This is a genomic window from Brevibacillus aydinogluensis (assembly GCF_961514395.1).
GTDB classification, from domain to species: domain Bacteria; phylum Bacillota; class Bacilli; order Brevibacillales; family Brevibacillaceae; genus Brevibacillus; species Brevibacillus aydinogluensis.
In genome coordinates this window covers 2805616-2818722 of the sequence record NZ_OY569118.1, presented here as the reverse complement: position 1 = coordinate 2818722, position 13107 = coordinate 2805616, and the positions used below count along the sequence as shown (strand labels likewise).

Below are 13107 nucleotides of genomic sequence, written 5' to 3'. Positions count from 1 at the left end.
GGAATACAGCCAGTGCCTTGCACCAGCCGCGCTTATCGGGGCAAAAACAGGTTTGGACGCAGGAGTGAGCGGGTAGGTAAAATGAAAATAGTCTGATAGGATAGCAAAAATAAGGAGATCCACGATGATCTGGGAAGCTCTTCTTTACACGCTGGGTACGGGCGCGGGCGCGTATCTGGTGCATGTGTCCCGTCGTTCAGCTTGCGATAGGCGTTGGGATGCGTTTTGGCTGGGATGGGGATTGATCAGCTGGGGAGCCGGACACCTGCTGGGATTCATCCCGATGGCTTGGGGCCGGATAATCAGCCTGTCTTTGTGTGTGTGCTTTTCGCTCTTTTTTCTGTTGGCCTTGCACACGATGTTTGCTCCGTATCTCGGCCGCGAGCGGTGGAAGACGCTGCTGGACGCACTGACGCTGTGCGCCATGTTGGGCACAACAGCCGTCTGCCTGATGCTCATGCCGGATTTGTCCCGCCAGCTGCACGCCCAAATGGCGCTGCAAAGCGGGTTTTTGCTGCTGCTTCCCGCCGTCACCCTGGCACTCGCCAATCGGCGGATGGCGGATGCGGCCCAGCCGGATCGGCGCCGCCTGCTTGCGGCCGTTTTGCCGTTTATTGTTTTGACGGCGGCGCTGCCCTTTTTGTCTCCGGCTCTGCTGTTTGGAGCGGGGGCCACTTCGCTTTGGCTTCTCTGCCGGGCGCATCAGCGTCGTGAGCGAGTCAGTGAACGCTCACTGGAAATCGACGACTGCACCCATTCGTACGAAAGACTGACATTTTCCCTCCATGATGCATCCATGGCGGCGGTACTGCTGACAGGTACCGTGGTTGCCGCCTTATCCGTTGCCGCCATACCGCGCCTCAGTCTGATCGGCATGGCCCTGGGAGCGCTGGTGGCGCTGGTGAGGCTGGTGCTGACAATCCGGGCCAACCGGAGCGTGATCAAACGCGCCTTTGGGTATGTGGACAGACTGGAACGGAGGTTCGCGGAGCAATTGGAGCAGAGTGGGCGGAAAAACGCCCAGATGGCGCAGCTGCTCAAGCTGAAGCAGCGCTATGAACAGCTCCTGATCGTCAGCAACGAGCACAGCATGAGGGAAGTGAGCTACGAAAACCTGCAGCTGGTGATCGAGGAGCTGGTGGACGCCTGGTTTGCCAAAATGGGCACGCTTTTATACCTGCGGCTGTCCCTGGAGTCAGCGGATGGTGTCGTCTATTACGAGAGCGTCCGGGGCAATCCGGACCATCCGCAAATTCGGCATACGCTGACGGAGCAGATTGTCGTCGACGAACAGCGGGATTCGCCGCTGTCGCCCCGCTACGTGGTGGTGTTGGCCAAGACGGCGGACGAAGAGGCGGATGAAAAAGAGATGGAGCACCCCTTTTACCGACTGCTCGCGGTCAACGTGCGTGGTCTGATCCTGCGCTGTCTGCACGAAAACCAGTCGCTTGAACTGCGCCTGATGGAGCAGGAGATGGAGCTTGCGCGGAGAATTCAACTGCTGCTCATTCCTGAGGAACGGATGGTGCTGCCGCGCCTGCAGGCAAAAGCGGTCTATCTGCCGGTTGCCTACGTGGGCGGGGACTACGTGGATTACGTCCGGATTGACCAGCGCTACACCTGCTTTGTCGTGGCAGACGCATCGGGACACGGCCTGCCGGCCAGCCTGATGGCCAACAGCATTCGCAGCGCGCTGCGGGCAGTGATCCAGACGTGCTGGGAGCCTGACCAGATACTCTACAGGCTGAACAACCTGCTGTATGCGGATTTGAGCAAAACGCGCTCGTTCATCACGATGTTGATCGTGGTGTACGACGCTGTTGCCCACAAGCTCTTTCTCAGCCGGGCGGGCCATCCCCAGCCGCTGTACCTGTCGGCCAGCAAGGTCGGCCTGTTCTCCTGCGCCGGGGGCTTGGGGCTGGGGTTGTCGTCCGACAGCCGCTACGTCCGGGAGGAAATGGACATTACTGAAGACGGCATGCTGCTCGTCTACACGGATGGCCTGCCAGACCTGAAGCGGCGCGATTCGAGCCGCTGCCCCGACAGATGGCGCCGGGAATTGTCCGCATTGTGGAACGAATGCCGGACATCGGCCGAAGATCGCATTGCCCTGGTGGAGCAGCGCGTCTGGGAATTGACCCGCGCCTGGCAGCAGAAGGATGACATTTCCTTGTTGATCCTTCAGTTTCAAACGGCTGCGAAGAAAGAGGGGGAAGGAGCATGATACTGTGTGAGCGGTGTCCCGACGAGCCCTCCTGCCGCAACTGCCTGAACGAACTGCGGGTGGGCCGCTCGGCGCAGAAGGTGCTGCCGCCCCGGCAGGTTCGTCTGACGCTTTTGGCGGACGGCGCGGAGGCTGTCGCGGAGCTGCGCGCGGTCAGCCGGACCGCAGTGGGGCTGTACTGTCCCGGGCAGCCGCTGCATGGGCGAATTGAAGTGGAGCTGGCCGCCGACTTTCGGATTATCGGCAGCCTGGTCCGGGGAATCCGCAATGTGCCGTATTACGTGCTGGATATTGAAAAGGTGCTGCGCCGGAACGAGGTGCTGGAGCGGCTGCTCCTGGATGAGTTTCACCGCTGGCATCTGAGCGGGGAGCTCGACCCGGCCTCGCTGTTGAAAAACATGCGGGAGCGGAACGACGAGTGGAGCCGGATAATCAAGCAGGAGCTGCAGAAGCTCTCCATCCTGCGCCAGGTGGGGGCGATCTACCTTTATCTGGTGGAGGACGGCCGCCTGCGTCCGCTCGGGACAGCTCGGGTGGACGAGCCGCTGGAGCAGGAGATGCGCCGTCTGGCGGCACGGGCGGCGGACGCGGGCACCGCGCTCAGGGAACAGGTCGTGGCGCCGGACGGGAGCCGTGTCTACGAGCTGTACGCGTCTCCCCTGCCGGACCGGACGTGCGGCCTTGCGCTGATCGACATTACGGAGGCGATTGCCGAGGAGCGGCGGCGGCAGAAAAAAGAGTGGGATTTGTACAAACAGGTGTTGGCGTCGGTGACGGGCGACAAGCTGGTCCTGTTGACTGACGAGGAACTGTTTGTACTGATCAGGGAAGGAGAGATGCTGGCTGCCATTGACGTACGGGCTCCGGAGGATTTGAGCAGGCTGAGGCGCGAGTGCCGACGGGTGCTGGAGCCGCTCGGAATGGCGGACAAGCGTCTATTGCAGTACATCGTGGCGCTGAACGAAGCGGCCAGCAATACGCTGAAGCACGGCAGCGGCGGTACGGTCACTCTCTACCGGGCAAATGAGCAAGTGTGCCGCGCCGTCGTCCATGACCAGGGGGGCGGCATCGATCTGGAAGAACTGCCGCGTGCGACGCTGATCCAGGGCTATTCCACCCGAAACTCGCTGGGTGTCGGGTTTCACGTCATGCTGCGGTGCTGCGACCGGCTCCTGCTTTGCAGTTCGTCGGCGGGCACAAAACTGGTCTTGGAGTGCCGCGTCCAACCATTGTGAATGTTTGGGAAATGCACAAAAGGGTAATACATGAAAGCAGGGAACTGTCAGTACCGGTGGCGTGATGAGAAAACCAAGGGAGAGGAGTTTGTGCATGGAATACCGGGCAATCGAAGCGGACGGACAGGCCGCGCTGTTTTTTGCCGGAGAACTGGACATGGCCGTAGGGGACGAAGTGGGGCGGCTGCTGCGCGAATACGGGGAGCGGAATCAACGCGTGACGGTTGACTTTCGCGACGTGACGTTTGTCGATTCTTCAGGGATTTGCAGCCTGTTTTACACCACCAAGGATTTGCTTAGTGCGGGCAAACACGTGGAAATCGTCAACGTGCGGGAAGAGATATTGGACATCCTGGAACTGCTGGGGTTTGCGGAGGCGCTCGGCATTGGCGTCAAAAAAGCGTAGCAGGCCGGGTTTGACGGGCTGCGCGCAGTTTGTATATAATAATAACCTAGAATCTGCAACAGAACAGGGAACAAGCGATGAACGGGAAGAGTAGGCCAGGACGCCTTGGCAGAGAGGGAGAATCATTTGCTGCGAGATTCTCTAAGGCAGGGAATGGCTGAAGGTCGCCCGGGAGTTGTTTCGGTGAAGCGATGCCGCTTAGCCGAAACCGGTCAACAGCCGTTATGTGTCTGAGGGAACGCACGCCCCGTCTGTCTTTTCGACGCGCCGTGTGTTAACAAAGGTGGTACCGCGAAATGATCCTTTCGTCCTTTGGATGAAAGGTTTTTTTATTTTCCGAAGGAGGATGTGCTATGTCGACTCAACCGACGCAAGACATCGATCAACTGCTGCCGAAGAACTACGATCCGAAGGCAGCGGAAAGCAAATGGTATCCGTACTGGATCGAAAAGCAGTTTTTCAAGGCGGAGCGTGATCCGGACAAACGTCCGTTCACGATCGTCATCCCGCCGCCGAACGTGACGGGCAAGCTGCACCTGGGGCACGCTCTGGACACCACCCTGCAGGACATCATCACCCGCGCCAAGCGAATGCAGGGTTACAGCACGCTGTTTTTGCCGGGGATGGACCACGCCGGAATCGCCACTCAGGCCCGCGTGGAAGCAAACCTGCGCGAACAGGGCATTTCCCGCCACGATCTGGGTCGGGAGAAGTTTTTGGAAAAAGTCTGGGAGTGGAAGCACATCTACGCCCAACACATCCGCGACCAGTGGGAAAAGCTGGGGCTGGCGCTGGACTATTCGCGTGAACGCTTTACCATGGACGAAGGACTGTCCCGGGCGGTGCGCGAGGTATTCGTCCGTCTCTACGAAAAAGGCCTGATCTACCGCGGCAACCGCATCATCAACTGGGACCCGGTCGCACGCACGGCGCTCTCCGACATCGAGGTGATCTACAAAGAGGTGAAGGGCGCGCTGCACCACATGCGCTACCCGCTGGCTGACGGCAGCGGCTACATCGAAGTGGCGACCACCCGTCCGGAAACGATGCTGGGTGATACTGCTGTCGCTGTTCACCCGGATGACGAACGATACAAGCACCTGATCGGCAAAACGGTGATCCTGCCGATTGTCGGCCGGGAAATTCCGATCGTAGCTGACGACTACGTCGACCCCGAGTTTGGTTCCGGCGCCGTGAAAATCACGCCGGCCCACGATCCGAACGACTTTGAAATCGGCTTAAGACACAACCTGCCGCAGATCGTGGTCATGGACGAAACCGGCACGATGAACGAAAACGCCGGCAAGTATCAGGGCCTCGACCGCTTCGAGTGCCGCAAGCAGATCATCAAGGACCTGACCGAGCAGGGCGTCATGTTCAAAATCGAGGAGCACATCCACCAGGTGGGTCACAGCGAGCGGAGCGACGCCGTCGTCGAGCCGTACCTGTCGACGCAGTGGTTCGTCAAAATGCAGCCTCTGGCCGATGCTGCCATCGCCAATGCGTACAGCGAGAACAGCGTCAAATTCGTTCCGGAACGCTTCAAGAACAACTACTTGCGCTGGATTGAAAACATTCGCGACTGGTGCATTTCCCGTCAGCTCTGGTGGGGACACCGGATTCCGGCATGGTACTGCCAGGACTGCGGCGAGACGATTGTGTCCCGCGACGACGTGACCGAGTGCCCGCACTGCCACAGCCACAAGCTGGAGCAGGACCCGGACGTCCTTGACACCTGGTTCTCGTCCGCGCTCTGGCCGTTCTCCACGCTGGGCTGGCCGGACGAGACCGAGGACTTGAAGTACTTTTATCCGACCAACGTGCTGGTCACCGGCTACGACATCATCTTCTTCTGGGTCGCCCGGATGATTTTCAGCGGCCTGGAGTTTACCGGGAAAAATCCGTTTGAGACCGTGTTGATTCACGGCATTATTCGCGATTCCGAAGGGCGCAAGATGTCCAAGTCGCTGGGCAATGGCGTCGATCCGATGGAAGTAATTGAAAAATACGGGGCAGACGCGCTCCGCTTCACGCTGGCGACGGGCAACTCGCCGGGGAACGACCAGCGCTTCTACTGGGAGAAGGTGGAATCCAACCGCAACTTCGCCAACAAGATCTGGAACGCCTCCCGTTTTGCCCTGATGAACATGGCCGGCTTCCGCTACGAGGACATTGACCTGTCGGGCGAACTGTCCACGCCGGACAAGTGGATTCTCTCCCGTCTGCAGGCTACCATCGCCGACGTGACCCGCTTGATGGACGCGTTTGAATTTGGCGAAGCAGGACGTGTGCTGTACAACTTCATCTGGGACGATCTCTGCGACTGGTACATCGAGATGGCCAAACTGCCGCTGTACGGCAGCGACGAGGCGGCGAAGAAGACGACCCAGTCCGTGCTCGCCACCGTGCTGGATCAAACGCTGCGCCTCCTGCATCCGTTCATGCCGTTCATCACCGAGGAAATCTGGCAGGCGCTGCCTCACCAGGGCGAGAGCATCACGGTGGCGGCATGGCCGACTGTCAATGAACAGTGGAGCTTCCCGGATGCCGAGGCAGAGATGAACCTGCTCATGGAAGTGATCCGCAGCGTGCGCAACATTCGCGCCGAGGTCAACGTGCCGATGTCCAAAAAGATCGAGCTGCTGATCAAGCCGGGCGACGCCGTTGCGCTGGAACGCCTGAACCGGGGCAAAGAGTACATCGTCCGCTTCTGCAATCCTGAACGCCTGGAGATCAGTGAGCAGTTGGCGACGCCGGACAAGGCGATGTCCGCTGTGGTGACGGGTGCGGAGCTGTTCCTGCCGCTGGCCGGGCTGATCGATCTCGACCAGGAGATCAAACGCCTGGAAAAAGAACTGGCGACGCTGCACAAGGAAGTGGAGCGGATCGAGAACAAGCTGAACAACCCGGGCTTTATGGCAAAAGCCCCGGCAAAAGTGATTGACGAAGAAAAGGCCAAACTGGCTGATTACATGGAGAAGCGGGACAAAGTGATTGCCCGCCTGGCGGAACTGAAAAGCGAATGAACCGCCGACCTTTCGCATACTTTTGAGAATGGAGCAATGCGGTATGAACGTAAACCGTTTGGAAGGGTACAGTGAAACGCTTGACTGGCTGCACGGGCTGCTGAGATTCGGGCAGAAACCGGGTCTGGAGAGAATGCGGTGGATGCTGCAGGAATTGGATCATCCCGAGCGCAGGCTGGCGTTTGTCCACGTCGCCGGCACGAACGGAAAAGGCTCCACCTGCGCCTATCTGACGCAGATGCTGCTGGAAGCCGGCTACAGCGTGGGCACGTTCACCTCTCCGTATCTGCTCGATTTTCGCGAGCGGATTCGGTTTAATGGCGTCATGATCCCCGAGGATGATCTGGTAGCGGTGGCCAATGAGGTGAAGCCGCTCGTGGAGCGCTGCGCGGCGGAAACGGAGTACGGCTCGCCCACGGAGTTTGAGGTGATCACCATGATCGCCATCCTTTACTTTGCCAAGATTGCCAGACCCGCCGTCGTCGTGTGGGAAGCGGGATTGGGAGGACGGAACGACTCCACCAACGTCGTCTTTCCGCTCGTTTCGGTCATTACCAACATCGGCATGGATCACACGGATGTCCTGGGAGGCACCCTGGAGGAGATTGCCCGGGAAAAAGCGGGGATTATCAAACCGGGTGTGCCTGTCGTGACCGGTGAACGGCGGCCGGAAGTGCTCACCGTTTTCCGGGAACACGTCGAGAAAGCACGCGGCACACTGTACACAATCGGTCAACACTTTGACGTGGAGCAGCTGGAGGAGCGGATGGGTGAGCAGCTCATCCGCTACCGCAGCCTGCACCGCCGGCACGAGACGGATTACCGGCTGGCCATGAACGGCCCCCATCAGGCGGATAATGCTGCCGTTGCCCTGATGACGATCGACGTGCTGAAAAACTTCTTCTCCTTTTTGCTGGAAGACGAGGAAATTGCCCGCGGACTGCAACAAACTCGCTGGCCAGGACGTCTAGAAGTCGTCTCGTCAAGACCGATGGTCGTGTTGGACGGGGCACACAACCGGGAGGGAATAGAAGCGCTGGTGAGCAGTCTGGAGCGGTTGGTGACAGCAGACACCCGGCTGCACCTGCTGTTTGCCGGACTGGCGGATAAGCCGCTTGCTCAGATGGCCGAGGCGCTCAAACCGCTGCAAGAGCGTGTGAAGACCATACACCTTGCGACGTTTGACTTTCCTCGCGCCGCCGAGAGCCGGCAATTGTACGATGCGTTTTGCTCGGGAGGATGGCAGACAGAAAGTCTTGAGTCCGTCTCCGACTGGCAGGCGTTTCTTTCTTCTTGGGTGAAGGACAGCCGGAGGGTAAACGGCGACGATTGGTTGGTTGTCTGCGGTTCGCTCTACTTCATCGCCCAAGTACGCGCGTTCTTTCCCACTACAGTAGAAGAGGCAGGTGAATAGGGTGGATCAGGCCCAACGCGTCCACTTTGTGGGCATTGGCGGATATGGCATGAGTGCCATCGCCCGCGTCTTGATCGACCTTGGCTACAAGGTAACCGGCTCAGATGTCGCAATGAACGATCTGGCCCAAAAACTGGTGGAACGGGGAGCTGTCGTGTATATCGGCCACGATGCCAAGCATGTCGCAGGCAGCGATCTGGTCGTATATTCCACCAGTATTCCAAAGGATAACCCGGAAGTCGTCGCGGCCCAGGCAAGCGGCATTCCTGTGCTGCACCGCTCCCAGATGCTGGCCCGTATTCTCAACGAGCGGACGGGCGTGGCCGTTGCAGGTGCACACGGCAAGACGACGACGACTTCGATGATCGCCCACGTTCTGGAAGAGTGCGGAGTAGATCCGACGTTTATCATCGGTGGAGAACTGCTGAATGCGGGAACCAACGCAAAAGCGGGCAAAAGCGATATCGTCGTTGCGGAAGCGGACGAGAGCGACGGCTCCTTCCTGGAGTATCGGCCTGTGTACGAAGTCGTCACCAACATTGAACCGGACCACCTGGAACATTTTGGCGGCGATTTTAACAATCTCAAGCGGGCGTACGCGCAGTTCCTCAGTCACTTGAAACCGGGCGGAAAAGCGATTCTGTGTCTCGACGATCCGACTGTCCGGGAAATGTTGACAGCGGTATCCGAAACAGTGATTACGTACGCCATCCACCCGTCGTTTGTGGATCAGGCGGATTTTTGCGCACGGTCGATCGTCTGCGGCGACCGCCGCACCCAATGCGAGGTGTACCGACGTGGAGAGCTGCTCGGCGAGCTGACGCTGCACGTGCCGGGCAAGCACAACGTGGCCAACGCACTGGCAGCGATTATCGTCTGTCTGGAAGCGGGGCTGAGCTTTGAAGCGGTTGCGCAGGCGCTGGGAACGTTCAGAGGAGCAAAACGTCGGTTCCAGATTATCGGAGAAGCGCGTGACATCCTCGTGGTGGACGACTACGCCCACCATCCGACGGAAATCATGGCCACGCTGAACGGCGCCCGGGCGTCGGGCAGACGCGTGATCGCCGTCTTTCAGCCGCAGCGATTCACCCGCACGTATTTTCTCATGGATGAGTTCAGCCGGGCGTTCAAGGAAGCGGACGAGGTGATCATCACCGACATCTACTCCCCGGCTGGCGAGGAGAAAATCGAAGGGGTGACCGCCGAAGCGCTGGTGGAAAAGATTCGCACCAACAGCCACCCGCGCGCGCAGTACATCCCGACGAAAGAACAGGTACAGGAGCATCTGGTCAACGCGCTGCGGCCCGGCGACATGGTCCTGACCATGGGAGCGGGCGACATTTGGAAGTCCGCTTACTGGCTGGTGGAAAAGCTGGTCAAGTAACGGCAAGCACGTGTGAAAAACGGCAAAAAAACGTCCGGATGACGGTCCGGGCGTTTTTTGTGATGAAAGCAATAGAATAAAACGGGAAAATTAGCACCAGGTAATAATACTTGGTGATATAATAGGGGTACAATACGAGCGAGGTGAGAAAAGATGAGTATGAAAACGGCATCGAAAGCACGCATCACGGCCATTGGTACCTGCGTGCCGGCGCGTGTGCTGACCAACTTTGACCTGGAAAAGATGGTAGACACGTCGGATGAGTGGATCGTGCAGCGCACCGGCATACGGGAGCGGCGGATCGCCGACGAAAACCAGTTCACCAGCGATTTGGCAATCGCCGCCGTTGAGGATATGATCAAGGCGTATGGAAAAACGGTGGAGGATGTCGACCTCATTCTCGTCTCTACGACCACGCCGGATTACCCCTTTCCCAGCGTCGCCAGCCGCATTCAAGCCCGCTTTGGAATCGGGCAGGCGGGAGCGCTTGATGTAAACGCCACCTGTGCCGGGTTTGCCTACGCCCTGCACTTGGCCAACGGCATGATCAGTGCGGGGCTGCATCGAAAAGTGCTGGTCGTGGCCGCGGAAACCTTGTCCAAGGTGACCGACTACACGGATCGGACCACCTGCATTCTGTTTGGCGACGGCGCCGGGGCGGTACTGGTCGAGCGGGATGAGCAGCACCCGGGATTTCTTGCCGCCCATTTGGGAACAAAAGGAGAGGGAGGCATTCATCTGTACCGCACGGGGTTGTCGCGGCGAATGGGTGAGGCAGAACTGGCAGGAAACGGTTGTATCGTGCAAAACGGCCGGGAAGTGTACAAATGGGCGGTCACTACGGTTCCCGCAGGCATGGCGAAAGTGGTGGAGCAGGCCGGACTTACGCTTGGGGACGTGGATTGGTTCATTCCCCACAGCGCCAATCTGCGGATGATTGAGTCCATCTGCGAAAAAAGCGGATTTCCGTTGGAGAAGACACTGTACAGCATGGAGTACTACGGGAATACGTCGGCGGCCACCATTCCGCTGGCGCTTTCACTGGGCATCCGCGACGGAAAGGTAAAGCCCGGGGATACGCTGCTCCTCTACGGATTTGGCGGCGGGCTGGTGCATGCCGGTCTCCTGGTCACATGGATGCCGTGAATGGTCGCCAGAGGCCGCTTGGAACACATCCGAGCCGCCTCTGGCTGTGGCCTTGCCGGTTGTCAATGCTGGCCGGAGCTTTCCGCAGGCTTCTTCCGCCCCATCCGCTCTAATGGGATTACCCGGTTCAGCAGGTTGTAAATCCGCTTTGATTCCTTCGTCAGTAACGGGCCCGTAATCGCCAGAATTAACACGTAAAGGGCCGCAAACGGCTGGAGGATCTCAAGCAGGCCGCCGGATTTCCCCAGATTCGCGATGATGATGGAGAATTCACCGCGTGACATAATGGTGAGTCCGATGTTGGACGAAGCCTTGGGGGACAGGCCGACGCTTCGTCCGGCGAGCAGACCGGCGGAAAAGTTGCCGATCATTGTGAGCAGTACGGCGATGATGGACAGCCACACGGCTCCGCTCAGCGCCAAGGGATCGATCGTCAGGCCAAAACTGAAGAAGAACATGGCGCCAAAAAAGTCGCGGAAAGGCAGAATCAGATGCTCGATTCGTTTCATATGCTCCGTTTCCGCGAGCACCAGGCCGACGAGCAGCGCTCCGATCGCCTCGGCGACGTGGATCTTCTCGGAGAAGCCGGCGACCAGAAAGAGGCCGGAAAACACGGCGAGCATGAACACTTCATTGGATTTGATCTGGAGCGCGCGGTTCAGCAAGGGGACTGCCTTTCGCCCAATGATGATGAACAGCAGCATGTAGCCGAGCGCGATCAGTGCGGAAGTAATGACGCCCGCAATCGATGAGGCCCCGCTCAGCACCAGGCCGGACATGATGGAGATGTAGAGGGCCAGGAAGATGTCCTCAAACATGATAATGCCGAGGATCATCTCCGTTTCCGGGTTGGCTGTCCGTTTCAGGTCGACCAGCACTTTTGCCACGATGGCGCTGGACGAACTGGTGGTAATGCCGGCAATCACCAGCGCTTCCTTTGTGGGAAACCCGGCGGCAAACCCGAACAAAAGTCCGAGCGTGAAATTGATGGCGATGTAGATGGTACCGCCTACGGCGATCGAGCGGCCTGCCTTGATCAGGCGGCCGACGGAGAATTCAAGTCCCAGGTAGAACAGCAGAAACAGCATGCCGATGCGGCCCATAAATTCGATGAGCGGCGCACTTTCAATGAAGCGGAGGTCAAACAGGCCGATATCAGGGGCGTGGGGCCCCACCGCCATGCCGACCAGAATGTAAAAGGGGACAATGGAGAAGCGAAGTTTCGTGGAAATGAAGCCGGCGATGGCAATCAACGCGATGGCCAGGCCTACTTCAAACACGATGTACTCCAATATCATTCACCTCCCGTGCTCAGCGTGGTTTTTAACGCCTTCACCTGCTTTCTTTCCCCGGCAACCACCAGGGTTGAGCCGGCGGTAAGGACCTGCTCCGGCCCGGGACTGATAATCTGTTTGTGGTCTTTTTCAATGATGGCAATGACGATTGCCCCTGTTTTTTGGCGGATGTCCAGTTCGCCGATGGTTTTTCCGATGCAGCGAAAACCAGGTTCAATCTTGTACCATTCGATGACCAGCTGATCCAAGGCAATTTCAATGGTATCGAGGGCTTTCGGCTTATAGGTCATCCCGCCGATGATGCCGGCGACCTGACGCGCTTCGTCGTCATCCAGCGTGACCATGGAGATATTGTCATCCTGGTCGTCCTTGTCAAAGTGGTACAGCTCTCTTCGGCCGTCGTCGTGAACGACGACTACAAGCTTGTCTCCTCCCCTGGTATCGATTTGGTACTTTCGCCCGATACCAGGCAAGTCACACTCCCGAATATTGAACACAACGATCGCCTCCTGTTTGGATGAACTGACGTCAACTCTGACCTCAACGAAGGGGAGGGAATTCTTTCATGCTAGTATGCATTCATTCCTTCCTTGTAAATTCGTCTATATAAACATATTCAAATATAATTATATAAATTGCGACGTCAAAAAGTCCATGTTTTGAAACGAAAGTATTAAAATTTGACACATTTTACAATAAAGAAGGGATCACTTCGTGGCAAACAAACAATATCGGCTGACGGAAGCGGAATGGCAGTTTATTCAGCGAATCCGGCAGATGAATATGGACACATTTGTGGATATCATCATCGCGCTGCGAAACGAAATCAAGACGCTGGAAAAGAAGGCGGAAGTCGTGCAGGAATCGAAGCAGCAGGGGTGGCAGGAGGATTTCCAGTTCGTCAACGAGCGCATAGACCAGCTGCACCAGTTTGAGCATGGCCTCAGAAAAATGAGGCCGCTGGATTAGGCAGATAC

At 58.1% G+C, this 13107-nt stretch carries 10 protein-coding genes and 1 other annotated feature; of the genes, 8 read left to right on the top strand and 2 right to left on the bottom strand.

What is annotated here, in order from left to right:
• The first annotated feature begins 124 nt into the window (after positions 1-124).
• The 7 genes from Q7F15_RS13920 (at position 125) to Q7F15_RS13890 (ending at position 10835) form a co-directional block, all read left to right on the top strand.
• On the top strand, positions 125-2224 hold the full coding sequence (locus Q7F15_RS13920) for a SpoIIE family protein phosphatase (protein WP_249179093.1): 2100 nt from the start codon (positions 125-127) through the stop codon (positions 2222-2224).
• Entirely contained in the window at positions 2221-3459 is a 1239-nt protein-coding gene (locus tag Q7F15_RS13915) for an ATP-binding protein (RefSeq protein ID WP_212132909.1), read from the top strand. The genes Q7F15_RS13920 and Q7F15_RS13915 overlap by 4 nt, the downstream gene beginning before the upstream one ends.
• 94 nt (positions 3460-3553) lie before the next feature.
• On the top strand, positions 3554-3865 hold the full coding sequence (locus tag Q7F15_RS13910) for an STAS domain-containing protein (protein ID WP_171565491.1): 312 nt from the start codon (positions 3554-3556) through the stop codon (positions 3863-3865).
• A gap of 68 nt (positions 3866-3933) precedes the next feature.
• Positions 3934-4181 (top strand) — a binding site (T-box leader).
• A gap of 37 nt (positions 4182-4218) precedes the next feature.
• Complete coding sequence (locus tag Q7F15_RS13905) at positions 4219-6891, top strand: valine--tRNA ligase (RefSeq protein ID WP_212132910.1); 2673 nt, start codon at positions 4219-4221, stop codon at positions 6889-6891.
• A gap of 43 nt (positions 6892-6934) precedes the next feature.
• Positions 6935-8305: a bifunctional folylpolyglutamate synthase/dihydrofolate synthase gene (locus tag Q7F15_RS13900; RefSeq protein ID WP_230076707.1), complete on the top strand. Its 1371-nt coding sequence runs from the start codon at positions 6935-6937 to the stop codon at positions 8303-8305.
• A 1-nt stretch (position 8306) separates the two neighbouring features.
• Complete coding sequence (gene murC, locus Q7F15_RS13895) at positions 8307-9689, top strand: UDP-N-acetylmuramate--L-alanine ligase (RefSeq protein ID WP_230076708.1); 1383 nt, start codon at positions 8307-8309, stop codon at positions 9687-9689.
• A 159-nt stretch (positions 9690-9848) separates the two neighbouring features.
• The gene (locus Q7F15_RS13890) at positions 9849-10835 is read left to right on the top strand and encodes a ketoacyl-ACP synthase III (RefSeq protein ID WP_438286241.1); all 987 of its coding nucleotides are present in this window, start codon (positions 9849-9851) and stop codon (positions 10833-10835) included.
• 62 nt (positions 10836-10897) lie between these two features.
• Here the strand turns inward: Q7F15_RS13890 and Q7F15_RS13885 are convergent, their stop codons facing one another.
• Together Q7F15_RS13885 and Q7F15_RS13880 are read right to left on the bottom strand one after the other, a co-directional pair.
• On the bottom strand, positions 10898-12127 hold the full coding sequence (locus tag Q7F15_RS13885) for a cation:proton antiporter (RefSeq protein ID WP_212132914.1): 1230 nt from the start codon (positions 12125-12127) through the stop codon (positions 10898-10900).
• Between the two features lie 2 nt (positions 12128-12129).
• Positions 12130-12627 carry a cation:proton antiporter regulatory subunit gene (locus Q7F15_RS13880; RefSeq protein ID WP_171565485.1) on the bottom strand — a complete coding sequence of 166 codons (498 nt, stop codon included), beginning with the start codon at positions 12625-12627 and terminating at the stop codon, positions 12130-12132.
• Positions 12628-12844: 217 nt separating this feature from the next.
• Here Q7F15_RS13880 and Q7F15_RS13875 point away from each other — a divergent pair, with 217 nt between their 5' ends.
• The gene (locus Q7F15_RS13875) at positions 12845-13099 is read left to right on the top strand and encodes a hypothetical protein (protein ID WP_171565484.1); all 255 of its coding nucleotides are present in this window, start codon (positions 12845-12847) and stop codon (positions 13097-13099) included.
• The last annotated feature ends 8 nt before the right edge of the window (positions 13100-13107 follow it).